20 protein-coding genes, 1 tRNA gene and 1 riboswitch are annotated in these 21,936 nt (G+C 60.5%); of the genes, 9 read left to right on the top strand and 12 right to left on the bottom strand.

The window, feature by feature from the left end:
* Positions 1–464: 464 nt before the first annotated feature.
* The 4 genes from NK214_RS22750 to ribB are packed head-to-tail and all read right to left on the bottom strand — an operon-like array spanning position 465 to position 4,459.
* On the bottom strand, positions 465–1,814 hold the full coding sequence (locus NK214_RS22750) for a sigma 54-interacting transcriptional regulator (protein ID WP_107797910.1): 1,350 nt from the start codon (positions 1,812–1,814) through the stop codon (positions 465–467).
* Positions 1,811–2,341: a hypothetical protein gene (locus NK214_RS22745; protein ID WP_253315594.1), complete on the bottom strand. Its 531-nt coding sequence runs from the start codon at positions 2,339–2,341 to the stop codon at positions 1,811–1,813. Before NK214_RS22745 ends, NK214_RS22750 begins: the two co-directional genes overlap by 4 nt.
* Positions 2,338–3,747 carry a HAMP domain-containing sensor histidine kinase gene (locus NK214_RS22740; protein ID WP_253315593.1) on the bottom strand — a complete coding sequence of 470 codons (1,410 nt, stop codon included), beginning with the start codon at positions 3,745–3,747 and terminating at the stop codon, positions 2,338–2,340. The genes NK214_RS22745 and NK214_RS22740 overlap by 4 nt, the downstream gene beginning before the upstream one ends.
* 52 nt (positions 3,748–3,799) lie before the next feature.
* Positions 3,800–4,459 (bottom strand): 3,4-dihydroxy-2-butanone-4-phosphate synthase, encoded by a 660-nt coding sequence (gene ribB, locus NK214_RS22735; RefSeq protein WP_253315592.1) that lies wholly within the window; start codon positions 4,457–4,459, stop codon positions 3,800–3,802.
* Between the two features lie 125 nt (positions 4,460–4,584).
* A riboswitch (FMN riboswitch) is annotated at positions 4,585–4,731 on the bottom strand.
* An 88-nt stretch (positions 4,732–4,819) separates the two neighbouring features.
* Between ribB and ruvB the strand changes: the two genes are divergently transcribed.
* Complete coding sequence (gene ruvB / locus NK214_RS22730) at positions 4,820–5,854, top strand: Holliday junction branch migration DNA helicase RuvB (RefSeq protein ID WP_253315591.1); 1,035 nt, start codon at positions 4,820–4,822, stop codon at positions 5,852–5,854.
* Between the two features lie 117 nt (positions 5,855–5,971).
* Positions 5,972–6,379, top strand: coding sequence for a hypothetical protein (locus tag NK214_RS22725; protein ID WP_107797914.1), 408 nt, complete (start codon positions 5,972–5,974; stop codon positions 6,377–6,379).
* A gap of 49 nt (positions 6,380–6,428) precedes the next feature.
* Here NK214_RS22725 and NK214_RS22720 read toward each other — a convergent pair whose 3' ends face one another.
* The 4 genes from NK214_RS22720 to NK214_RS22705 all read right to left on the bottom strand — a co-directional run bounded on the left by NK214_RS22720 (position 6,429) and on the right by NK214_RS22705 (position 11,847).
* Complete coding sequence (locus tag NK214_RS22720; RefSeq protein ID WP_253315590.1) at positions 6,429–7,502, bottom strand: PotD/PotF family extracellular solute-binding protein; 1,074 nt, start codon at positions 7,500–7,502, stop codon at positions 6,429–6,431.
* A gap of 79 nt (positions 7,503–7,581) precedes the next feature.
* Positions 7,582–8,700, bottom strand: coding sequence for a glutamate 5-kinase (proB, locus tag NK214_RS22715; RefSeq protein WP_107797916.1), 1,119 nt, complete (start codon positions 8,698–8,700; stop codon positions 7,582–7,584).
* Positions 8,701–8,889: 189 nt separating this feature from the next.
* Positions 8,890–10,392: a hypothetical protein gene (locus NK214_RS22710; RefSeq protein ID WP_253315589.1), complete on the bottom strand. Its 1,503-nt coding sequence runs from the start codon at positions 10,390–10,392 to the stop codon at positions 8,890–8,892.
* A gap of 102 nt (positions 10,393–10,494) precedes the next feature.
* Entirely contained in the window at positions 10,495–11,847 is a 1,353-nt protein-coding gene (locus NK214_RS22705; RefSeq protein ID WP_253315588.1) for an adenosylmethionine--8-amino-7-oxononanoate transaminase, read from the bottom strand.
* A 192-nt stretch (positions 11,848–12,039) separates the two neighbouring features.
* Here NK214_RS22705 and NK214_RS22695 point away from each other — a divergent pair, with 192 nt between their 5' ends.
* The 4 genes from NK214_RS22695 to NK214_RS22675 all read left to right on the top strand — a co-directional run bounded on the left by NK214_RS22695 (position 12,040) and on the right by NK214_RS22675 (position 16,665).
* Positions 12,040–12,462 (top strand): pilin, encoded by a 423-nt coding sequence (locus NK214_RS22695; protein ID WP_305883575.1) that lies wholly within the window; start codon positions 12,040–12,042, stop codon positions 12,460–12,462.
* A gap of 19 nt (positions 12,463–12,481) precedes the next feature.
* Positions 12,482–12,934, top strand: coding sequence for a pilin (locus tag NK214_RS25050; RefSeq protein WP_256477540.1), 453 nt, complete (start codon positions 12,482–12,484; stop codon positions 12,932–12,934).
* A gap of 53 nt (positions 12,935–12,987) precedes the next feature.
* Positions 12,988–14,805 carry a PglL family O-oligosaccharyltransferase gene (locus NK214_RS22680; protein WP_253315587.1) on the top strand — a complete coding sequence of 606 codons (1,818 nt, stop codon included), beginning with the start codon at positions 12,988–12,990 and terminating at the stop codon, positions 14,803–14,805.
* 75 nt (positions 14,806–14,880) lie between these two features.
* Positions 14,881–16,665: a PglL family O-oligosaccharyltransferase gene (locus NK214_RS22675; protein ID WP_253315586.1), complete on the top strand. Its 1,785-nt coding sequence runs from the start codon at positions 14,881–14,883 to the stop codon at positions 16,663–16,665.
* Positions 16,666–16,737: 72 nt separating this feature from the next.
* On the opposite strand, the gene rpoH is transcribed toward NK214_RS22675, so the two are convergent.
* The 4 genes from rpoH to ftsY all read right to left on the bottom strand — a co-directional run bounded on the left by rpoH (position 16,738) and on the right by ftsY (position 20,563).
* Positions 16,738–17,601, bottom strand: coding sequence for an RNA polymerase sigma factor RpoH (gene rpoH / locus NK214_RS22670; protein WP_253315585.1), 864 nt, complete (start codon positions 17,599–17,601; stop codon positions 16,738–16,740).
* Between the two features lie 185 nt (positions 17,602–17,786).
* Positions 17,787–18,695, bottom strand: a complete 909-nt coding sequence (ftsX, locus tag NK214_RS22665; protein WP_107797924.1) for a permease-like cell division protein FtsX — start codon at positions 18,693–18,695, stop codon at positions 17,787–17,789.
* Positions 18,692–19,345: a cell division ATP-binding protein FtsE gene (gene ftsE, locus NK214_RS22660; RefSeq protein ID WP_043592279.1), complete on the bottom strand. Its 654-nt coding sequence runs from the start codon at positions 19,343–19,345 to the stop codon at positions 18,692–18,694. Before ftsE ends, ftsX begins: the two co-directional genes overlap by 4 nt.
* 60 nt (positions 19,346–19,405) lie before the next feature.
* On the bottom strand, positions 19,406–20,563 hold the full coding sequence (ftsY, locus tag NK214_RS22655) for a signal recognition particle-docking protein FtsY (protein WP_253315584.1): 1,158 nt from the start codon (positions 20,561–20,563) through the stop codon (positions 19,406–19,408).
* A gap of 177 nt (positions 20,564–20,740) precedes the next feature.
* Between ftsY and rsmD the strand changes: the two genes are divergently transcribed.
* The 3 genes from rsmD to NK214_RS22640 all read left to right on the top strand — a co-directional run bounded on the left by rsmD (position 20,741) and on the right by NK214_RS22640 (position 21,934).
* Positions 20,741–21,358 carry a 16S rRNA (guanine(966)-N(2))-methyltransferase RsmD gene (gene rsmD / locus NK214_RS22650; RefSeq protein ID WP_371926307.1) on the top strand — a complete coding sequence of 206 codons (618 nt, stop codon included), beginning with the start codon at positions 20,741–20,743 and terminating at the stop codon, positions 21,356–21,358.
* 104 nt (positions 21,359–21,462) lie between these two features.
* Positions 21,463–21,714, top strand: a complete 252-nt coding sequence (locus NK214_RS22645; RefSeq protein ID WP_107797927.1) for a YfhL family 4Fe-4S dicluster ferredoxin — start codon at positions 21,463–21,465, stop codon at positions 21,712–21,714.
* A 138-nt stretch (positions 21,715–21,852) separates the two neighbouring features.
* Positions 21,853–21,934: transfer RNA gene (locus tag NK214_RS22640), tRNA-Tyr, on the top strand.
* The last annotated feature ends 2 nt before the right edge of the window (positions 21,935–21,936 follow it).

Below are 21,936 nucleotides of genomic sequence, written 5' to 3'. Positions count from 1 at the left end.
GCGGCGGTGGCGCGTTGAGCTTGTTCGGCCGGAGCGCTGGCATCGCCCTTGGCGGCGGTGGCGCGTTGAGCTTGTTCAGCCGGAGCGCTGGCGTCTTGAGCCGCCCAGCTGGCGCCGGCGAACAGGGAAGTCATCAGAGCAATGGCAAGAGTGGATTTCTTCATGGGATTAACCTTTTCGAGAGAGTGAGTCACATCGCTTGCGCTTGAGTCTGCCGCGCTTCGATCATTTGCGCTTTCCCTATGGCAAAAGGCGTGCCAGCTTTAGTTTTTTCTTATTTTTCAAAGTCTTGCGTTTTTTGTGGCTTGAGTTCGCTTGCAGGAAGCGGCCATTCTGTCGCCGTTAGGCGACAGAATGTCGGTGGAGATGGACAGGGCTTTGATTTGCTTGGGGTTTTGCCTGTCGCCGATCGGCGACAGGCGTAGAGGCGCTCCGTTTCCGTCAGGCCAGTCGCGTCGCCGCGCTTATTCCAGCTTGAAGGCGGCCGGCGTCAGTTCGTGTTTTTGCAGCAAGCGGTAAAACTCGGTGCGGTTGCGGTCCGCCAGGCGCGCGGCGTCGCTGACATTGCCGCCGGTCAGCCGCAACAGGCGTTCCAGATAGTCGCGTTCGAATTGCCGCTTGGCTTCCGCCAGCGTTGGAATCGCGCTTTCTTCACTGGCGACGGCTTTCTGTACTTGCGCCAGCGTTACCAAAGAGCCGGTGGTCAGCACGCAACATTGTTCAACCACATTGGCCAATTGTCGGATATTGCCCGGCCAGGGCGCCGCGCTCAGGTATTCCAGCGCGTCGGCGGCGAAACCGCTGACGGCCTTTTGATAGCGGGTGGCGATTTTTTCCAGGAAATGCGCGGCCAGCAGAGGAATGTCTTCGCGGCGTTCCGCCAGCGGCGGCAGGCGCAGCGACACCACGTTCAGGCGATAGAACAGGTCCTCTCGGAAGCTGCCTTCCTGAATCAGCGCTTCCAGCTCGCGATGCGTGGCCGACACCAGACGGATATCCACCGGGGTCGCCCGCGTCGCGCCGACCGGACGCACCTCGCGCTCTTGCAGCACGCGCAGCAGTTTGACCTGCAGCGGCGGCGGCATATCGCCGATCTCGTCCAGGAACAGGGTGCCGCCGTCCGCCTGTTGGATCAGGCCGGTCTGGCGCGCGTTGGCGCCGGTGAACGAGCCTTTTTCATGGCCGAACAACTCGCTTTCCAGCAGATTGTCCGGAATCGCCCCGCAGTTGACCGCGATGAAGGGCTGGCCGGCGCGCGGGCTGGCCAGGTGGATGGCCTTGGCCAGCACTTCCTTGCCGGTGCCGCTTTCGCCGCGCAGGAGCACGCTGGCGCCGGTGGCGGCGACCATGCGGGCCTCGGCCAGCAGTTCCTCCATCGCCGGGCTGCGGCTGACCAGGCCGGAGCGCCAGCCGGCGGCGGCTTGATCGACCGCGCGTCCGGGGCCCGCCAGCGATAGCCCTTGGGCCACCTTGTCCAGCAGCGCCTTGCCGTCGAAGGGTTTGACCAGATAGCCGAACACGCCGCGGCTGACCGCTTCCACGGCGTCCGGCACCGTGCCGTGGGCGGTCAGCAGAATCACCGGCATCGCGGGGTAGCGCTGGCGGACTTGCTCAAACAGCTCCAGACCATCCATGCCGGGCAGGCGCCAGTCCGTCAGCAGCAAGTCGGCGCGGCGGGCCGCCAGCGCGTTCAAGGCCGCTTCGGCGCTGTCCAGCGCTTCGACCTCGTAGCCGGCGGCGCCGAGGCGAAGGCCGAGCAAGCGCAACAGATCGGGATCGTCGTCCACCAAGACGATGCGGGCGATGGCGCTCATGGCTGGCCTCCTTTGGTTTTGCTGGGTTTCAGCTGGAGTTCGCGCTCGACTTCGCGCAAGGCGTTGAGCTTGCCGTTCAAGTCGTCGTAGCGTTTTTGCAGATCGCGGTTCTGCGCCTGCTGTCGTTCCAGCGCTTCCGCCAGCTTGCGTCTTTCCTGCAGCTGTTGAAGCGGCAGCCGCGCAAGACCCTGGCTGGCCGGGTCTAGATTATCGGTTTTGGCGAGCAGACTTTCCAATTGGGCCTGCAGTTTTTGAACATCGGCGCGGCTCTCCGCCGCCTGCGCCTGTTGCAGCAGAGTCAGCAAGCGGGCGCTGCCGCAGCTTTCCCGTCCGGCCAGGCTCAGCGCCTGGATTTCCCGCGTCTGGCTCAGCAGCAGCAGGATCTGGTTGGCGTCCGGACAACGGATGATGGGCGCGCTGGGCACGGCGACCGGCTGGCCTTGATGAGCGCAGGCGCTCAAGGCCAGCAGGCCGCACAGCCAAAGCAGCCGGCGCGCGTTGAGGGCCCAAAAGCGAGATGTCTTCATGTCTTGTTCTCCGGTTCCGGCCACTGCAGGCGGAAGCAGGCGCCGGCCTGAGGTTTGGATTCCAGCGTCAGTTCGCCGCGCATCAATTGGGCGAAGCCGCGCGCCATCGCCAGGCCTAGCCCGGTGCCGGGCAGTTCGCCCGGCGGCGGCGAGCCGCTCCAGAACGGTTCGAAAATTTTTTCCCGATAGGCGTCCGGCACTCCGGGGCCTTGATCGCGGATTTCCAGCCAGACGCCGCCGGCGTCGCGGCCGTGGCGCAGGCTCAAGGCGCTGCCGGCGGAGCTGTGGCGGATGGCGTTGATCAATAGATTGTCCAAAATGGTTTCCACTTTGGAGCGGTCGCCGTTGACCCGGTCCGCGTCGCCCTGGACGTCGGCGGCAAGGCGTTTGGCCTGCAATAGCGGACGGCTGGCCTGCAGCCGCTCCGCAATCAGCGCCGGCAGATCGAAGGTTTCCACGGTCAGCGTCTCGGACAGCCATTGGCCGGCATCATAGCGCAATAAGGCTTCCACGCGCTGACGCAGGGTTTGCGCATTGTTTTGCAGGATGGCGACGATCTCCTGCTGCTGCGCGGACAGCTGTCCTATCACTTCTTCGCGCAGCAGCGCGGCGGCTTCGTGGATGGCGGCCAGCGGCGTTTTCAGCTCATGGGACGCTTGACGGAAGAAACGGCCTTTCTGTTCTTCCAGCGCCGCCAGCCGGCGGTCTAGCTGGGCCAGCTCGCGCGCCAGACGCTGCAGGTCGGCGGGGCCGGACTGGCGCCAGTCCTGCAGCCGCGCCCCGTCGCTCATCCGCGCGATCTTGGCTTGCAGCTTGCGCAGCGGCCAGCTGATCAACAAGGTCATCGCCAGCGCCAGCGCCAGCGCGGAGGCCAGCGACAGCCAGGCCAGGCGGTCGGCGGTGCGGCGCATTTCCGTGATCGAGTCCTGCCATTGGCGCTGGCTTTGTTCCAGTTGGCGGTTGATCAATTGGCCTTGCGCGGTCAGGTGCAGGTCCAGCTGGCGGAACAAGCGGTCGCGTTGTGCGCCGGCGCGCGCCGGCAGGGCCTGGAGTTGCGGCTGGATCGCCAGAATGGCCCGGGCGCTGAGCGTCAACTCGTCGTCGTCGCCGCGTTGCAATTTGCGTTGCGCCAGCTCGATCTCCTGCCAGGCGCCGGCGGCGGTTTTGGCCAGCGCGCGGTCTTTCAGGATTTGAGCCTGGCGGGTGGCGCGTTCGAATTGAATGGATTGCTCGCGCGACACGCGGTTGGCGTCCAGCCATTCCTTGGCTTGCTCCTGATGCGAGCGCAGCGTGGAGGCGGCGTGTCCCAGCTCGTTGCGCAGCTGGATCAGCACGGCCGAGGGCACGACGGCGACGATCAGAAAGCTGGCCAGCAACAGGCTGCGGAATGAAACGAAACGAAGCATGATGGGGTCGGCGTCGACGCCGCGGGCGCAGGCCCGCGGCTAAGGGCAAAGATCAAGCAGACAGCGGAGCGGCGGCTAAGTTCTGGCGGGAAATCCATTCAACCAGTTCAGCCACGCTCAGAATGGGCAGCGCGTGCGTTTGAGCGTAGTCCGCGATTTGTGCGCCGCGCATCATGCTGCCGTCGGGGTTCATCAGCTCGCAGAGCACGCCGGCGGGCTGGAAGCCGGCCAGGCGCGCCAGTTCCACCGCGGCCTCGGTATGGCCTCGGCGGCTCAGCACGCCGCCGGCGGCGGCCACCAGCGGGAAGACATGGCCGGGGCTGACCACGTCGTCCGCCTGCGCCTGCGGGTGGACGGCGGCCTGGATGGTGCGCACCCGGTCGGCGGCGGACACGCCGGTGGACACGCCCTGGGCGGCTTCTATGCTGACGGTGAAGGCGGTGCCGTAGCGGCTGCCGTTGCGTTGCGTCATCGGCGGCAATTGCAGCCGGGCGGCGTGCTCGGCGGTCAGGCACAGGCAGACGATGCCGCTGCAATCGCGGATCAGACGCGCCATTTCGGCCTCGCTCAGCGCGTCGGCGGCCAGGATCAGGTCGGCCTCGTTCTCGCGGTCGTGATCATCGGGAACAATGACCGGCAGACCGCGGCGCAAGGCGTTCAGCGCCGCTTCTACGCGTTGGGACAAGATGTCGGGGTGTGTGGCGATACTCATGGAAACGGTCCTCGGGTCGTTTGAGAAACAGGTTCCAGGGCGTGAAAAGGGCCGGCGCAAGCCAACCCGCGCGCACCAGCGCGCAGCGAACACGCCGCGGCCGCGCGTAGCGCGGCAGGCGGCCATGTCGTCTTCTCTCATCCGGACTATTACCGTCGGCTCTGGCCTGTCACCAGATCTGCTGACCTTCCGCCGGGTAGCGGAAGCGCTCGCGGGCTCGATCTTGCGATCATACCGCCGGTGGGGAATTGCACCCCGCCCTGAAGACGTTGCGTTGGCCCGCGATGATGGGCGGGCCAGCGGCGATTATAGCGCGGTGGTAAGATTGGGCATTCGTTTTTTTGGCCGGCGGCTGACACCATGATTGAAACCGACAACCTGTACGGCGGCGCGCCCGAGCCGCGCATCGTCACCCAGCAAAGCCTGTCCAGCCAGGAGGAGGCGCTGGAGCGCGCCTTGCGGCCCAAGCAGCTGGACGAGTACGTCGGCCAGAAGAAGGCGCGCGAACAGCTGGAAATCTTCATCGAAGCGGCCAAGCGCCGCAACGAAGCGCTGGACCACGTGCTGCTGTTCGGCCCGCCCGGCCTGGGCAAGACCACGCTGGCGCACATCGTCGCCCGCGAAATGGGAGTGAATTTGCGCCAGACCTCGGGGCCGGTGCTGGAGCGGGCGGGCGATCTGGCCGCCTTGCTGACCAATCTGGAGCCGCACGATGTGCTGTTCATCGACGAGATCCACCGGCTGAGCCCGGTGGTGGAGGAAATCCTCTATCCGGCGCTGGAGGATTATCAGATCGACATCATGATAGGCGAGGGGCCAGCGGCGCGTTCGGTCAAGATCGATCTGCCGCCGTTCACCCTGGTGGGGGCCACCACCCGCGCCGGCATGCTGACCAATCCGCTGCGCGACCGTTTCGGCATCGTCGCGCGGCTGGAGTTCTACAACGCGGAGGAACTGACCCGCATCGTCAGCCGTTCCGCCGGCTTGTTGAACGTCAAGCTGGCCGACGACGGCGCGTTCGAAGTGGCGCGCCGCAGCCGCGGTACGCCGCGCATCGCCAACCGGTTGCTGCGCCGGGTGCGGGATTACGCCGAGGTCCGGGCCGACGGGGTGGTCAGCGCCCAGGTGGCGGACGCCGCGCTGGCGATGCTGGACGTGGACCCGGCCGGCCTGGACGTCATGGACCGCAAACTGCTGCAGGCCATTCTGGAGAAGTTCTCCGGCGGGCCGGTGGGGCTGGACAACGTCGCGGCCGCCATCGGCGAATCCACCGACACCATAGAAGATGTGATTGAGCCCTTCCTGATTCAGCAAGGCTATCTGCAGCGCACTCCGCGCGGCCGGATGGCGACGGCGTTGGCCTATCAGCACTTTGGGCTGCCGTTGCGGGATTGACGCGCCGGCCGGCGCTGTCGCTTGCGCGCAGCAGCATGGCCATCCCTTGATCGCCGCCGCCGCCGCGCGGGCGTACAATGCCTGCTTTCACGCATTCCGCTGCGGCGGGGGATGATTATGTTCTACGCTTTGTTCGGCCTGACCTTGGCGGTGGCGATCGCCACTTCGATTTTCACCGCGCGCTTTTTCGATCCGGCGGTCAACAAGATTCTGGCGCGAGTCCTGGGGCGGGATTTGACCGATGCCTGGCGCAAGTACATTTTCTTCGCCATCGTGGTCACCGGCGTGTCCGGCGGCGTGCGGCAGTGGGCGCTGGAGAAGTATCTGCCGCCGGCGGCGGGCAAGGGCAGCACGGTGATGGAGCTGACCGGCGAACGCTGGTTGCTGGAGCTGTTCAATACCTTCATCGACACCCTGCGCTCGATTGCCTGGGTGATGTTGTTGTTCTTCCTGTGCGCGATGCTGGCCTATGTGATCATGAAGGCGGTGGAGATGCGCAAAGGCGAGCAGGCCTCCGACGAATGAAAAAAATCCCGGTCCATGACCGGGATTTTTCTTTGAAGCGCGGCGCGGCTCAGCGGCCGATCTTGATTTGCGACCACAAGCGGTTCAGATCGCGGCGGGATTTCACGTCCAGATCTTTCAGCGCCACGTATTTGCCCTTGGCCGGCTCCAGCATGATCACCGGATTGGCCTTGATCTGCGGTTTGAAGAAGGCCTCGGCCGCCTTGACCGGATTGGTTGCGCCGATCTGGTTGGAAATCTCGGCGGCGTTCTTGCCGTCCAGCATGAAATTGATGAAGCGGTGCGCCAGGTCCGGACGCGGGGCGTCCTTCAATACCACCATATTATCCACCGCCAGGATATTGCCTTCTTTCTGCGGCTGGTAAGCCAGCTTGAACGGGCGTTTGGCGTGCTGCGCGTCCTGCTGCGCCTGGAACAGATCGTTGGAATAGCCGTGTGCCACCCAGATATTGCCGACGGTCAGCTCTTTGATATAGCTCTGGTTGTTGAAGGCGGCCCAATAGGGCTTGGCTTTGCGGATCACGCCGGCCGCGGCCTTCCAGTCTGCTGGCTGGACGGAGTTGGCGTCCTTGCCCAGATAGAGCAGGGCGGCGGACATCAGTTCGCGCTGAGAATCCAGCACGGTGACTCTGCCCTTGATCTTGGCCAGCACCGCGGGATCGAAGATCAGCGCCCAGCTGTTGGCCTGCGGCAGCACGCCGGCTTTTTGCAACTGGGTTTCGTTGTAGCCTAGCAAGGTCAGCGACACCACGGTGGGCGCGGCCACCTTGTTGCCGGCGTCGAACGGCGCGTTCAAGTTCAGATAGCCGGCATTGAGGTTTTTCCAGTTGGGCAGCAGCGCCTTGTTCAGCGGCTGGGTCTTGCCCTGCTTGATCAGCGTGCTGACGGCGAAGGCGGTGGGAAACACCATGTCGTAGCCTTTGGCGCCGGCGGCCAGCTTGGCCAGCATTTCCTCGTTGTCCCCGTAATAGTCCTGCACCAGCCTGCATTTGCACGATTGTTCGAAACGCTTGGCGGTGTCTGCGGACAAGGCGTTGTTCCAGTTGTAGATATGGAGTACGTCCTCGGCCATTGCCGAGCCCCAAGTCAGAGCCAGAAGCGCCGAAAGGGCCAGCTTTTTCATACGCGTGAATCCTTAAGTTCAAAGAATGGGAGGGTAAAAAGGGAAGCGGAGCGAAGGCGCCGCGGCGCCTCCGCCTCCGTCACAGCGCGACCATATTGTCGCGATGGATCAGTTCCGGTTCGATCATATAGCCCAGCGCGGCCTCGATCTCGCGGGTGGGTTTTTGCATGATGGTGCGGGCTTCGCTGGAGCTGTAGTTGACCAGGCCGCGCGCCACTTCCTTGCCTTCCTGATCGACGCAGGCCACCGCCTCGCCGCGCAGGAAATCGCCTTCCACCGCGCAAACGCCGATAGGCAGCAGGCTGGTGCCGCGTTCCCGTACCGCCAGCGCCGCGCCGGCGTCCAGCACCAGACGGCCGGACAGCTTCAGATGATCCGCCAGCCATTGCTTACGCGCCGCCATGCGGCTGGTGGGCGGCAGCAACTGGGTACCGATGCCTTCGCCGTCCGCCAGGCGCGACAGCACCTGATGCTCGCGGCCGCAGGCGATCACGGTGGCCGCGCCGCTGCGCGCCGCGCGCTTGGCGGCGAGAATCTTGGTGATCATGCCGCCGGTGCCCACGCTGGAACCGGCGCCGCCGGCCATCTCTTCCAGCCGGGCTTCGCCGGCGACGGCTTCGTGGATGAATTCCGCGTCCGGGTGTTTGCGCGGGTCCGCGCTGTACAGGCCTTGCTGATCGGTGAGAATGATCAGCGCGTCGGCCTCGATCAGATTGGTCACCAGCGCGCCCAGGGTGTCGTTATCGCCGAAGCGGATTTCGTCGGTGACCACGGTGTCGTTCTCGTTGATGATGGGCACCGCGTTCAGGTTCAACAGGCTGGTCAGCGTGGAGCGGGCGTTCAGGTAACGGGTGCGGTCGGCCAGGTCCTCGTGGGTCAGCAGGATTTGCGCGGTTTGCAGGCCAAAGCCGCGGAAGGCGGTTTCGTAGGCCTGGCACAGGCCCATCTGGCCGACCGCCGCCGCGGCCTGCAATTCGTGCACGCCCTTGGGGCGCACGGTCCAGCCCAAGCGCTGGCAGCCCTCGGCGATCGCGCCGCTGGAAACCAGCACCACCTGTTTGCCGCGCCGCTTCAGCTCGGCGATCTCCGCGGCCCAGCGATCAAGCGCCGCCCTGTCCAGGCCCTTGCCGTCATTGGTGACGAGACTGGAGCCGACCTTGACCACAATCCGGTCTGCGGCGTGAATAACCGAGCGCATCCAAAACTCCATAAGTCGAAAACGATAGATGCGGGGGAGTGTACCCGAAAAAGCGGGGGGCGGACGGTCTCCAGCGGTGAGGGCGTCCGCCGGCGACCAAGCGATGGCGCCAGTCCGTTGATTACAAGGGCTTTGATCCGGGCAGCGGCATCCGGCCGGCCAGGCAGCACGATAAAAGCTTGATCTGGATCAGAAATGCTCGCTGTCGCGGTATTCCATGATCTGGAACAGCGGAGTCTGCGCGTGCAGACGCGACACCCGGATCAGGCTTTCCCGTTCGCCGTCGTGCAGGCGGAATTCGCGCAACTGGCTATACGGGCGTCCCGCCATCAACAGCAGTTTGGGCGCACCGGCAGGCGTGGCCAGCAGCAAGACGAACTGAAAGCTGTCGCCGGGATGGGTAATGCTGGGCACGGCCAGCGCGGGCCGGGGTGGCCCGCCGATGAATTCCACGCCGCATTCGATCTCCCGCCCGTCCGCGCGCAGCGCGACCCAGCGGGCGATACCCAGCTTGGCGTTTTCCGGTTGATTGGGCGGCGTGACCAGCAGCAACTCGCCGGCGCGCAAAGATTGATCGCGCGGTTGGCCGTGCAGCAGCAGGCCATTGTCGCTCTGGTTGGAAATAGCCAGCAAGCAGGGCGGCGGCGGCGGGCGTTGGCGCGGCGTGTCCTCTTCCGCGGCGATGCCGGGCAACTGCCAGCTCAGATCGTTGCGATGGAACCAGATGCCCGGCAGCGTGGCGACGATTTCAATAATGGTTTGGGTCTTGAGCCGCGGGTGGCGGCGGCGTTTGGGCTGATGCCACTCCTCCACCAAAAGGGACAAGAGCTGCAACTCGTCTATCATCAGGCCTTGCTGGCGATTGTTCTGCGCCTTTTGCAGCGCTTCGCGGCTTTTCTCCAGAATGTCGCGCAGCGGCTCCAGATCCAGCAGAAAGCAGCCGGGGCCCAATTTGCTTGCGGAAATCGGCAGAAAGCGCGGCGGGGAATCGATCTGTTGGTCAACCAGATAGCCGTGTACCGGCTGGGTCAAGGCTTCCACCGGGATCAGCCGGGCCTTGGCGGCCAGGTCGAAGATCAACTGCCGCGACAAGGCCTGCTCGGTCGGGGCGAGACGATTGCTGGGCGTCAGTCCCATCAGCAGAATTTGCAGATAAATGGTCTGGATGGAGTCGTCGTTGGCCAGCCCCTTGTCCTGCCAGCCGCGGCTGCTGGCGAAGATATGCAGCTGGTGGCAGTCGTACCAGAAGTCCGGCGTGATCGGGCTATAACATTGCTGGCTGATGCTTAACAACTGGCGCGCCGCCATCATGGTGTAGGCCATCAGCTCGATTTTCGGATGTTCGCGATCCAGCAGGCTGCGCTTGGCAAGGCGATCGTGCAGCGTCTGTTTGAAAGTGATGAAAATCATTGCAAACAGCTCGACGCTGAGCAAGGCCAGCTGTCGCACTTTTGGCGTGCCCAGGCTGTCGTGCTGACGAATCTCGTTTTCCAGCAGCGGGTAATAGCGGTCCACCGCTTTTAGATACAGCTTCAGCAGCTTGTGGCGCAAATGGCTGTCCAGCGGAACCCGGGACAGGTTTTGCAGGGACTGGCTCAATAAGCGTCCGCATTCGGGCAGGTCGGTGAAGGGCAGCCGCTCCAGCCATGCCGCCACACTATCCGGTTGAGTATCTATCAGCAGAGGATCCATAGTTTGTTCTGGCAGGATGAGCGGCGGCATGCAAGGCGATTCACAATGTAAATCTTGCCAAATCGCATGCTATGGGCACTCACCCCGCCATGGCAAGGAGGATCACGGCAAAGCGATGCTTTGGCCGTCGGCGGTGTTGGATGCGCGCGCCAGTTCCTCCAGCGTGGCTTCGGTGGCGGCGATCAGGAAAGCCATTTCCTCGTCGGTGATCGAGTAGGGCGGCATGAAGTAAGCGGTGTTGCCGATCGGACGCAGCAGGCATCCGCGGCGCAGCATCGCGGCAAAGCAGGCCTGGGCGAAATCGGCTCGAGCGGTGTCGACCTCGAAGGCCCAGATCATGCCGCGGTGACGGAAATCCCTGACATCCGGCCGTGCCCGCAAGCCAGCCATCAGCGTGTTGAAGCGCTGGGCCTTGGCGGCGTTGACGGCCAGGACATCTTCCTCCGCAAAGATATCCAGCACCGCCAGGGCCGCGGCGCAGGCCAGCGCATTGCCGGTATAGCTGTGCGAATGCAAGAAACCGCGGGTGACGTCATCGTGATAGAAGGCCTGGTAAATCGGATGGCTGGTCAACACGCAGGAGAGCGGCAGGAAGCCGCCGGTAATGCCTTTGGACAGACAGAGAAAGTCCGGCGTGATGTCGGCTTGCTGGTAGGCGAACAGACTGCCGGTCCGGCCAAAGCCGACGGCGATCTCATCGGCGATCAAGTGCACCTGATATTGATCGCACAGCCGGCGCAGCTCGCTCAGATACAGCGGATCGTACATCGCCATCCCGGCCGCGCCTTGAACCAAGGGCTCCACGATGACGGCGGCCACTTCCCCCGCGTGTTTGGCCAGCAGGCTTTCCAGCGCCTGGATCGCTCTGAGCGCGGCATCGGCCGCGCTTTCACCGGGCAGCGCGCGGCGGGCGTCCGGAGACGGCGCGCGCAGGCCCGGCTTCAGCAAGCCGGCGTAAGTGTTGGAAAACAAGGGAACGTCGGTCACGGCCAGGGCGCCGACGGTTTCGCCGTGGTAACTGTTTTCCAGGCTGATGAAGCGGGCCTTGTCCGCTTGCCCCTGGTTGCGCCAATAGTGGAAGCTCATCTTGAGCGCAATTTCCGTGGCGCTGGCGCCGTCGGATCCATAGAACACGTGGGCCAGGCCGCTGAGCTTGGCCAGACGTTCCGACAGCTCCACCACGGGCTGATGCGTAAAGCCCGCCAACATCACGTGCTCCAGCTTGTCCAGCTGATCCTTGATCGCCTGCTTGATCCGAGGCTGACCATGGCCAAACAGATTGACCCACCAGGAGCTGACCCCGTCCAGATAGCGCTTGCCGTCGAAGTCGCTCAGCCAGACGCCGTCAGCGCTGGCGATGGGCACGATGGGCAAAGCCTCATGACGTTTCATCTGGGTGCAGGGGTGCCAGACGGTGTTGAAGCTGCGCTGCAGCCAGTCTTGGTTATCACTCATATCTGTTCTATGTATTCAGACTAAGCATCCGATGCTATCACAGGGATAAAGAGCGCGGACTGACCAAAAACGTCACATTTCTACCTGCTGCGCTATTTATGCTTGTCGGATTGAGTGAGATGGTGGTGGAAGAGGGGGTGGCATGGTTTCTGCATAAGTCGCTCCCTATAAAACAAGCCTTGGAGCCGAGCAATGAGGAAGGCGGCTGGTTTTACCTTGATTGAACTAATGATTGTTGTCGCCATTATCGGCATTTTGGCGGCGATTGCGATTCCGGCTTATCAGGACTATGTCATTCGTTCAAAAGTTTCTGAAGGGCTGACTTTTTTGGATCATGCAAAAACCACGGTTAGTGAGTCTTATCTAGCGAATAATACATGGCCGGCTAATAATGCTAGTGCTGGGATGCCAAGCTCTCTGTCTGGCAAGACTGTTAGTGATGTTCAAATTAGTCTAAGTAATGGGGTGAGTATCATTACTGCTACATTTCAGGCAAGTGCAGTGCCTGGGTTGACTGTAGTGTTCACCCCAAGTGTGGCAAGCGGTAATGCAGTGCAGTGGTTGTGTTCAGGGCAAGGGCAAAATATTCAATACTTACCGTCATCGTGTCGGTAATTTTTACAGGAGTTATTTTATGAAGATTCGTGTGCAACAGGGCTTTACCCTGATCGAGCTGATGATTGTCGTAGCCATCATCGGTATTCTTGCTGCAATTGCTATTCCTGCTTACCAAGATTATACGGTTCGGGCTAAAGTGACGGAAGGGCTGTCTGCAGCGGCCGCAGCAAAAACGGCTATTTCTGAAATGGCCATCTCCAATGGCTCTATGCCAAGTAATGCTTCTGGACTTGCTGCATTTACATCGCCAAGCACTAAGTATGTGTCGGGTGTAACTTATGCATTAAGCAGTTCAAATGGTGTACTAACAGTGGCGCTTAATGCTTCTGCTGTTGGTGGAAATGTAACCAGTACAGCTAATCAATTCACTTTGACAGGAACCTTGGCTAGTGGCTCGGTGGCATGGACATGTAGCGCTGGGACTTCCAACCCGATTCCATCTCAGTATCTGCCTGCAAACTGCCGCTAAGTAGTTGCGTTTATCAAGAAGGCTCCTGTGGGGGCCTTTTTTGACGGATAGCTATGTTTAAAAAATCATTTCATTGGTTTTTCTGTTTTTTGTTTTTGGCAATTATATTGCCATTTTTTAGTTTTGCTAGATTTTACCCGTTACCAGATTGGGTTTCTAGCGCAGTAGCATTGACTTTTCTTAGCCTGTGTTTGATCTGTACTTTGATCGATGACGTAAAGTTATATCTGAGCCCGTTTGCAATTTCTCTGCTTGCTTTTGCTGTTTTAGGAGTGGCTCAAAATAAATTTGACTCTTTGGAAATAGGGCTTGTTTTTCTGCTTATTTTTCTGGTGGCATTGTGTATTCCATTTTATTTTGAAAAAAACATATCGACTTTTTTTTATATTCTATCTAGCTTTGTTTTAGTCAGCTCTCTATTGCAAGCATGCTTGGGCTGGATACAGTTGTTGGGCCTGGCCAGGGAAATGCATGGTTTAGTTTTATTTGATATGAATAATCCGGCTGGCAATATTATGGGTAATATTGGGCAGCGGAATCAGTATGCGCAATTCTTGATGTGGGGTTGCCTCTCTGCATGTTATTTACGAGCGGTAGAGCGATTGGGTTGCACGGTTTTTGCTGTGAGCATAGTTGTTTTGGCATTATTGATATCCTGGACTGGTGCCAGGTTGCCTCTGGCGTATAGCTTGGGGGTGGTTTTATTGGCATGGCTATGGCTGCGGTCAAATTGTAGAAGTTGTGATGTGCGTCGAATGGCTGTGGCTATTGTATTTGCAGTTTTTGTGATTATTCTGACTCAGTTATTTAGTGGGGAAATTATTGCGTTATTGAGATTTTTGGGAATTGATCTAAATACGCATAGTGGAGTGGAGCGGATTCTAGAAGGCGGGTTGGGGGCAAGAAGAAGAGTAGAGTGGGCTAAAGCATGGGATGTTTTTATGGAGCATCCTATGCTTGGTGTTGGTCTGGGGGGGTATGCAGCTGAGTCTGTTTGGGCAGAGGCTTTTTCTGGTTTTCCAAAGGTGCCAGAAAGCTGGCTTTTTACAAATAGCCATAATCTGATTTTCCAGTTGTTGGCGGAAACAGGTGGCATTGGTTTTTTGATTGTTTTGATGGGGGGTGTTTTTGGTGTCGTGCCTTACTTTAAACGAGGGAAGCAAAGCGCTGAAAATTTACTGCTGATTTCTATTCTGTCTATGATTTTGATTCATAGCTTGTTTGAGTACCCGCTATGGTATCTTCCATTTTTGATTATGCTGATTGTGATTTTTTCAGCTTCTCCTATTTTTAAGTTCGAGTTAATTGTTAGGTCTGTGCTAAGGCGAGTGCTTATTGTGACCGCTGTTATAATGTGCTGGACTTATGTGGCTACTAGTATGCCTATTTACTGGGGGATTGTGAAATATAGCAAGCCCGCGCCATTGCTTGGCGATAGATTGGAGGCTGTCAAGGCACTTAACGTAGCCAGCCTGCATCCGTTTTGGGCATGGGATGCAGATATGGCGCTGGCGAATTATTTGCAGCCCTCCAAAGAGGAACTGCCATTAAAGTTGGCGCTGTTCGAGCGTTTGGCGCGTTATCGGCCTTATCCTAATATATTGGTTAAGCTTGCGATTTTGCGTGCTTTAAATGGAGATCCGGATAGAGCGAAGCAAGGGCTTGCAATGGCAATCGCCAGCTACCCTGAGTATGTTGCGGGTTTTATCGTTGCTCTGAGGATGCGCTCTGAGCCTGAGATCCTACCACTGCGAGAGATGGCGGAAGTTGCTGGACGGGCATATGCCAAATATCCCGCACATAGTGAGGAGGCTCAGCGTGCAGCAACAATGACCGTGGCCGCGCCCGTGACGCGCAAGCCCTTGTTTTGACCGCCAGGATCCGGTTTGTTTGAGCGCCTGCTTGCGGTATCCTGCGTCCTCCATCTAGCAAACGACTGCCGTAATATGAGCGCTCAAAGATTTTCCACATTCCTGGCGATGCTGGCCCTATGCCTCATCGCCATCCTGCCTTTCGCCTCGCGCATCCACTATGTGCCGCTGCCGCAGTGGTTTGGCGAAATCAATGTGGTCTGGCTGCTGCTGGCGGCGGCGGTCTTCTTGTTGCCTAGCGGATCGTTATTCCGCTATATGCCGCGCAGCGCCTGGTGGTGTCTGGCCATGGGCCTGCTGTGGGCCGGGCAGCCGTTCTGGGTGGAGGCCTTGTTCCCCGGGATGAATTACGCCACCGCCTTGGCCTGGCTGGCTGCGGGCTTGCTCGCGGCTGTCACCGTGTCCTTGCGCGAGGAAATGGGGGAGCGGCCGTTCGCGGTCTGGCTGGCCTGGGCCTTGATTGTGGGCGGCTTGGTGCAGGCGGCGATAGGCGTGGCTCAGTTGACCGGTTACGCCGCGGAGCTGGGCTTGTTTTACGATGGCTCGCATCCCACCAGCAATATTTTTGGCCATATCGGCCAGCGCAATCAATACGCGCATTATTTGATGTGGTCGGTAGTGGCCGGCGTGTATTTGTACGCGGCCGGCCGGCTGCCGCGTTGGGGTTTGGCGATACTGGTGCTCGGCCTGGCCTTGATGTTGGGCTGGGCAGGTTCGCGAACCATTCTATTGTATCTGGTGGCTTTGTCCGGTCTGGCCGCGCTGTGGCATTGGCGCATCGGCAGCGCGGAGTCGCGCCGGATGCTGTGGGCGATGTGGTTGTCTTGCCTGGTAGTATTGGCGATGCAGTTCGCTCTGCCTTGGTTCAATCAGCTGATTTCCTGGCTGACGCATGAAAACTTGCAGAACACTTCCGGCCTGGCCCGTCTGGCGGCCAATGGCGACGATATGGGTTCGCGGCGTTTCGCCGAAATGCACAAAGCATGGTTGAGCTTCCAGTCGCATCCGCTGACGGGGGTGGGTTGGTCGCAGTTTGCCGCGGAGAGCGTGCGTTTGCAGCCGCTGCCGCAATTCGCCGCATCCGGCTTCAACAGCGGCTTGTTCACCAATTCCCATAATCTGGTGCTGCAATTGCTGGCCGAGATGGGCGGCGTGGCCACCTTATTGATCGTCGGTGGTTTTGCCTGGGCGCTGTGGCCGTTCTTTGGCCGTCGCGCCACCCTGGAAGGGGTGTTGGCTTTGGGTTGCCTGGCGGTGACGCTGACGCACAGCATGTTGGAGTATCCGCTGTGGTATTACTACTTCCTGGCAATGCTGGTGATCTTCGCCGCAATGGCACCGCGCGGCGATAGGCAATTGGCTTGGCCGCTGCGTCTGCCGCTGCTCGCGGCGCTGGTTTGGGTGGGTTGGCTGTCGATCAGCAGTCTGTCGATGTTCTGGGAGCTGGTGGGCTTGTATACGCCGACCAATGACGCCAAGCGCGATGCAACGCGGATGGAGCGTCTGATCGAGATCGCGGACACCAAGCCGCTGTTCGCCTACCATGCGCTTTACACCGTGGACGACTACTTGAAAGTAGGGCCGGAGCAACTTGAGCGCAAGCTGGCGCTGGAGAGCCGGCTGACCGCGTTCCGTCCTTATCCGGAAGTGATGCTGAAGCGCGCGCAGTTGGAAATCTTGGCGGGGAAGCAGCTTCAGGCGGAGCAGACCTTGCGGACGACGCTGGCATCGTTCCCCACTTACGCCGGCGTGTTTCTGGGTACGCTGGACGATGACAGGGCGGAATGGGAGCCTCTGCGCGCAGTGGCCCGCGAGGCCTACGCCAAGCTGCCGGTCAAGTACCAGACCATGTTGGAGTAAGCGCTTTCTAGTGCTCGGGACATAAAAAAACCACAGGCGGAGGCCTGTGGTTTTTTATTGAGCGGAAGACGCTTAGCCTTCTATCACCACGCCTTGGCTGAGGGCGGTCTTCATTTTGCCCAAAGCCTTGGCTTCGATCTGGCGGATGCGCTCGGCGGACACGCCGAATTCGTCGGCCAGCTCGTGCAGCGTGGAGCCGCTGTCGTCGGCCAGCCAGCGCGCTTCAACGATGCGGCGGCTGCGCGGGTCCAGCGTGGCCAAAGCCTGTTGCAGGCCTTCGGTCTGCAGATGATCGAACGCGCGGCGCTCCATCTCGCGGGTGGGCTCATTGTGATGATCGGCCAGCCAGTCGATCGGCGCGTAGCCGTCGTCGTCGTTATCGTCCGCCAGCAAGGCGATGTCCTGGCCGCTCATGCGGGTTTCCATCTCGCGGACTTCTTCCGGCTTGACGCCCAGATCGGCAGCGATTTGGCGGGCCTCGTTTTCCGACAGCGCGGAGAAACTGCTCTTCATGCTGCGCAGGTTGAAGAACAGCTTGCGCTGAGGCTTGGTGGTGGCGATGCGCACCAGGCGCCAGTTGCGCAGGATGAATTCGTGAATCTCGGCCTTGATCCAGTGCACGGCAAAGGAAAACAGGCGCACGCCGCGATCGGGCTCGAAGCGTTTGACGGCTTTCATCAGGCCGATATTGCCTTCCTGAATCAAGTCGGCTTGCGGCAGGCCGTATCCGGAGTAGCCGCGGGAAATCGACACCACCACGCGCAGGTGCGAGAGCACCAGCTGGCGCGCGGCCTCCAGGTCGTTTTGCTCCTGGAAGCGCGTTGCAAGCTCGTTTTCCTGCTCAGGCGTCAGCATGGGTACGCTGTTCACAGCTTGGATGTATTGCTCCAGGCTGCCGCTGGTGGACGGGACGGGCAAAGCAAATGTTGTGGTCATCTGTATAACTACCTCCTTGGGTAGTGATATGTTAGCACTCGTATATGGAGAGTGCTAGCAATGAAAGGTTCCAGCGTCAATGATTTTTTCTATCGTCTCGATAGTAGCGCAGCCGGTGCGCCGACGCCGTTCGCTCTGATTAACAGTTGTTGCGCCGCTTACATGCGCGTGCAAACGGCCGCGTTTCATTTGGGTTCTATCTTGCGCAGATGATGGTCGGAGGCGAGGCGGGCGCCCAGCATCGCCAGCAGGGCGGAGACGGCGACGGCGACTGCCAGTTCGATCGGGTTCAGATTGCGCAGTTCCACCCGTTCGCCGTACAACTGGGCGAATTCGCGAATCGCCGGATTGGCCACCGAGGTCAGCCAACCGGTCAGCGCCCAGGCGGCCAAGCCGGCCAGGATGCCTTGCCACATCGCGTGGTACATGAAGGGGCGGCGGATGAAACTGTCCGGCGCGCCTATCAATTTGGACACCTCGATTTCGTCCTGGCGCGCCAGGATTTGCATCCGGATCGCGTTATTGGTCACCAGCACCAGCGCCAGGCCCAGGGCGATGGCCATGAACCAGGTCAGATGCTTGCCCATTTCCACCATGCCGTACAAACGCTTGGCCCAGTCCGCGTCGAATTGCGCCTGTTCCACCATGGGCAGGCCGGAGAGCTCTTTTTGCAGCATCTCCAGCTCACGCGGCTCCAGCGCCTTCGGCGTGACCACGAAGGCGTCCGGTAGCGGGTTGCTGTCCAGACCGTCGGCCAGGCCCGGCAGGCCGTTGCGCTTTTCCATATCGGCCAGCGCCTTGCTTTTGCTGACGAAGCTGTAGCTCTTGATTTTGGGGTGATGCGTCAGCGTGGAGGTCACCGCGGCCAGGTCCGCCTCTTCCGATGACTGTTCCATGAACAGGGTGACTTGCGGCGTGGCGCTCAGCCGGCCCACCCAGTCTTGCACGCTGCTGACGGCCAGATAAAGCGAGAGCGGCAAGGCCAGCGCCAGCGACAGCATCAGCAAGGTCAGCAAGCTGCCGAAAGGTTGCCGCAGAATCTTGATCAGCGCGAGTTTGGCGCTTTGCCAGTTCAGATAGAGATAATGTTTCATGCGGCAAATTGTCCTTCCCGCAGGCGAATGATTCGGCGGCCGTAGTCTTCCATCAGGGTCTCGTCGTGAGCGGAGATCAACACGGTGACGCCCACTTGGTGGAAGGATTTGAACAATTCCATGATGTCCAGCGCATAGGCGCGGTCCAGGTTGGCGGAAGGTTCGTCGGCCAGCAGGATGCTGGGGCGGTGCACCACGGCTCGGGCGATGCACAGGCGCTGCTGCTCGCCGCCTGACAGGCGGATCGGCATGCTCTTTTCCTTGCCGAGCAGGCCTACTTTGTCCAGCGCGGCGCGCACACGCTTAGCGGCGTCGCGGCGATCGAAGCCGATGATGTCCAGCGGCAGCATCACGTTGTCGAACACGCTGCGGTCGAACAGGATCTTGTGGTCCTGAAACACCAGGCCGATATGCTGGCGCACATAGGGGATCTGGCTGGAGCGCAGCTTGGACAGGTTCTGGCCGTTGACGACGACGCCGCCCGCGGTGGCGCGTTCTATGCCGGCGATCAGCTTGAGCAAGGTGGACTTGCCGGCGCCGGAATGGCCGGCGAGGAAGACCATCTCGCCGGTGTCGATGTTGAAAGACAGGTTTTTCAGGGCTTCATTGCCACCTGGGTAGCGCTTGGTGACCTGGTCGAACTGGATCATTATTCTGTTCCCGCGTTAGCTGGTGACGGCAAGAGTGAGAGCTTGCAATGGCTGATGCGTTCAGTCGAACAGCGCGTCGATGTAGTCCTTGGCCTTGAACGGCCGCAGGTCGTCTATGCTTTCGCCCACGCCGACAAAACGCAGCGGAACCGGACGTTGCTTGGCGATGGCCGCGATCACGCCGCCCTTGGCCGTGCCGTCCAGCTTGCTCAGAATCAGCCCGGTCAGGCCGAGGGCGTCGTCGAAAGTCTTGACCTGGGTGATGGCGTTCTGGCCGATATTGGCGTCCAGCACCAGGATGATTTCATGCGGCGCGTCGGGCAAGGCTTTCTGGATCACCCGCTTCACCTTCTTGATTTCCTCCATCAGGTGCAACTGGGTGGGCAGGCGGCCGGCGGTGTCTGCCAGCACGATGTCGATGCCGCGGGCGACCGCGGCCTGGATCGCGTCATAGCAGACGGCGGCGGAGTCGCCGCCTTGCTGGGCGATCACGGTGACGTTGTTGCGTTCGCCCCAGGCCATCAGCTGTTCGCGCGCGGCGGCGCGGAAGGTGTCGCCGGCGGCGAGCAGCACGCTCTTGCCCTGGCTCTGATAGTACTTGGCCAGCTTGCCTATCGACGTGGTCTTGCCGGCGCCGTTGACGCCGGCCATCATGATGACGAAAGGTTTCTTGCCGCTGACGTCCAGCGGCTTTTCCAGCGGCGAGATCAGGTCGCCGAGCGAATCCTTCAACGCGTCTTTCAGTTCCGAGGCGTCTTTCAGTCCTTTCAGCGAAACGCGCTCGCGCACATCGCCAAGCAGGTGCAGGGTGGCGTCCACCCCCATGTCGGCGGTGAGCAGCACGGTTTCCAGCTCTTCGTACAGCTCCTCGTCTATCTTGCCGCCGCCAAACAGGCCGGCCAGGGATTTACCCAGCTTGTCGCGGGTTTTGGACAAGCCGGCCTTCAGGCGTTCGGCCCAGCTCATTTTCTTCAGCGAGAGCGGCTCGGCTTCAAGCGGCTCGGCCGCCGGCGGCGAAGCCGGTGCGATGGGGGCGGGCGTCGGGGGCGTCAGCTCGGGCTGCGCTTGCTGCAGCTCGGGCGTTCGCGTTTCGGACTGGGTGGCTGGCGCGTCCACAACGGGCAGCGCGGCGGGCTGAATATCGGCCGTCGGCTCCGCTGGGGCGGTTGCCGGAGGCGTGGGCTCGGATTGGGTTTTTCTTTTGAAGAAGCTAAACATGCGTAAAGGCCGGCGGAATTCGGTAAATGGCTAAATTGTATCCTCAAATGGAGGTGCTTACCCAATTGTTGCTGCGCGGCGGGAGGCGGAGGCGCCGCATCGTTGAAATCTATATATAAGGAATAGACGGCTTTTTGTGGCGTGAGCGGCGACAGATGGCGGCCGGTTTGCGCGACAATGAGGCGCGACGGCGCGGATCGGGTTACACTCAGCCCCTTGTTTTTTGAGCTTGGAATTATGAGTCAGTCGCGTAACACGGTCAGAATCATCGGTGGCGAGTATCGGCGCCGGCTATTGCCGTTTCCCGACGCTCAGGGTTTGCGGCCAACGCCGGACCGTGTGCGGGAGACTTTGTTTAACTGGTTGGGCCAGCAGCTGTACGGCAAATCCTGCCTGGATCTTTTCGCCGGAAGCGGGGCTCTGGGCTTTGAGGCGGCTTCGCGCGAGGCGCGGCGCGTGGTGATGGTGGAGAAATCCCGTGTGGTGGCCGAGTCCTTGAAAGCCAACCGGCAGTTATTGTCCGCCGCGAGCATCGATGTGGCGCAGTTCGATGCCCTGGCCTATCTGAAGGGCTGCCGCGATCGTTTCGACGTCGTCTTCGTCGATCCGCCGTTCGACACCGATTTGCTGACGCAGGTTTTGCCTTTGCTGGCTCAGGTGATGAGCGAGGACGGCCTGGCGTATATCGAAAGCCGCCGTTGGCCCGAAGAGCTGCCGGGCTGGGAGGTGCTGAAGCGGGCCAAGGCCGGCCAGGTGCACTATGGTTTGCTGCGCCGGGCGGCGGAGCCGGCCTGAGCGGTTTGCCTGCAGTCAGTCTCATAAATATATAACGGGGCGAACTTGCGAGCCCGACTGTCGGGTGACAAAATTCATGTTGTGGAATACTTGAGGAATTTACTATGTCTTTGATGATTACCGACGAATGCATCAACTGCGACGTCTGTGAGCCGGAGTGCCCCAATAACGCGATTTCCCAAGGCGAGGAAATCTATCAAATCGACCCCAATCTGTGCACCCAGTGCGTCGGCCACTACGACGAGCCGCAATGTCAGCAGGTCTGTCCGGTCGATTGCATCCCTCTGGATCCGTCTCACGAGGAGACTCAAGAGGTCTTGCATCAGAAGTATCTGCGGATATCCGGCCAGGCGTGACGCGCTAAGTTTTTGAATTTATTGGAAGCGCCCCGGGCTTGCCGGGGCGCTTTGCTTTTGCGGGCAAAATAATTAGAAAAAAATGCAAAAACCGGTTGACGGCCATCTGGGCTATCTATAATATTCGGGTCTCTTTCAGGAGGGATTCCCGAGCGGTCAAAGGGATCAGACTGTAAATCTGACGGCTCTGCCTTCGAAGGTTCGAATCCTTCTCCCTCCACC

The organism is Chromobacterium sp. S0633, from assembly GCF_024158805.1.
GTDB lineage: Bacteria > Pseudomonadota > Gammaproteobacteria > Burkholderiales > Chromobacteriaceae > Chromobacterium.
The sequence above is the reverse complement of the archived record's forward strand: the minus strand, read 5'-3'. Positions and strand labels throughout refer to the sequence as shown.

Bases quoted from the DNA above. Each gene is read 5' to 3' on its own strand.
- NK214_RS22725 (WP_107797914.1), top strand. From the start codon at position 5,972: ATGTTCTACGCTTTGTTCGGCCTGACCTTGGCGGTGGCGATCGCCACT.
- ribB (WP_253315592.1), bottom strand. From the start codon at position 4,459: ATGAGTATCGCCACACACCCCGACATCTTGTCCCAACGCGTAGAAGCG.
- NK214_RS22680 (WP_253315587.1), top strand. From the start codon at position 12,988: ATGTTTAAAAAATCATTTCATTGGTTTTTCTGTTTTTTGTTTTTGGCA.
- NK214_RS22705 (WP_253315588.1), bottom strand. From the start codon at position 11,847: ATGAGTGATAACCAAGACTGGCTGCAGCGCAGCTTCAACACCGTCTGG.
- NK214_RS22710 (WP_253315589.1), bottom strand. From the start codon at position 10,392: ATGGATCCTCTGCTGATAGATACTCAACCGGATAGTGTGGCGGCATGG.
- ftsX (WP_107797924.1), bottom strand. From the start codon at position 18,695: ATGAAACATTATCTCTATCTGAACTGGCAAAGCGCCAAACTCGCGCTG.
- ftsE (WP_043592279.1), bottom strand. From the start codon at position 19,345: ATGATCCAGTTCGACCAGGTCACCAAGCGCTACCCAGGTGGCAATGAA.
- NK214_RS22645 (WP_107797927.1), top strand. From the start codon at position 21,463: ATGTCTTTGATGATTACCGACGAATGCATCAACTGCGACGTCTGTGAG.
- NK214_RS22695 (WP_305883575.1), top strand. From the start codon at position 12,040: ATGAGGAAGGCGGCTGGTTTTACCTTGATTGAACTAATGATTGTTGTC.
- NK214_RS22750 (WP_107797910.1), bottom strand. From the start codon at position 1,814: ATGAGCGCCATCGCCCGCATCGTCTTGGTGGACGACGATCCCGATCTG.
- ftsY (WP_253315584.1), bottom strand. From the start codon at position 20,563: ATGTTTAGCTTCTTCAAAAGAAAAACCCAATCCGAGCCCACGCCTCCG.
- rpoH (WP_253315585.1), bottom strand. From the start codon at position 17,601: ATGACCACAACATTTGCTTTGCCCGTCCCGTCCACCAGCGGCAGCCTG.
- rsmD (WP_371926307.1), top strand. From the start codon at position 20,741: ATGAGGCGCGACGGCGCGGATCGGGTTACACTCAGCCCCTTGTTTTTT.
- proB (WP_107797916.1), bottom strand. From the start codon at position 8,700: ATGCGCTCGGTTATTCACGCCGCAGACCGGATTGTGGTCAAGGTCGGC.
- NK214_RS22740 (WP_253315593.1), bottom strand. From the start codon at position 3,747: ATGCTTCGTTTCGTTTCATTCCGCAGCCTGTTGCTGGCCAGCTTTCTG.
- ruvB (WP_253315591.1), top strand. From the start codon at position 4,820: ATGATTGAAACCGACAACCTGTACGGCGGCGCGCCCGAGCCGCGCATC.
- NK214_RS22745 (WP_253315594.1), bottom strand. From the start codon at position 2,341: ATGAAGACATCTCGCTTTTGGGCCCTCAACGCGCGCCGGCTGCTTTGG.
- NK214_RS25050 (WP_256477540.1), top strand. From the start codon at position 12,482: ATGAAGATTCGTGTGCAACAGGGCTTTACCCTGATCGAGCTGATGATT.
- NK214_RS22675 (WP_253315586.1), top strand. From the start codon at position 14,881: ATGAGCGCTCAAAGATTTTCCACATTCCTGGCGATGCTGGCCCTATGC.
- NK214_RS22720 (WP_253315590.1), bottom strand. From the start codon at position 7,502: ATGAAAAAGCTGGCCCTTTCGGCGCTTCTGGCTCTGACTTGGGGCTCG.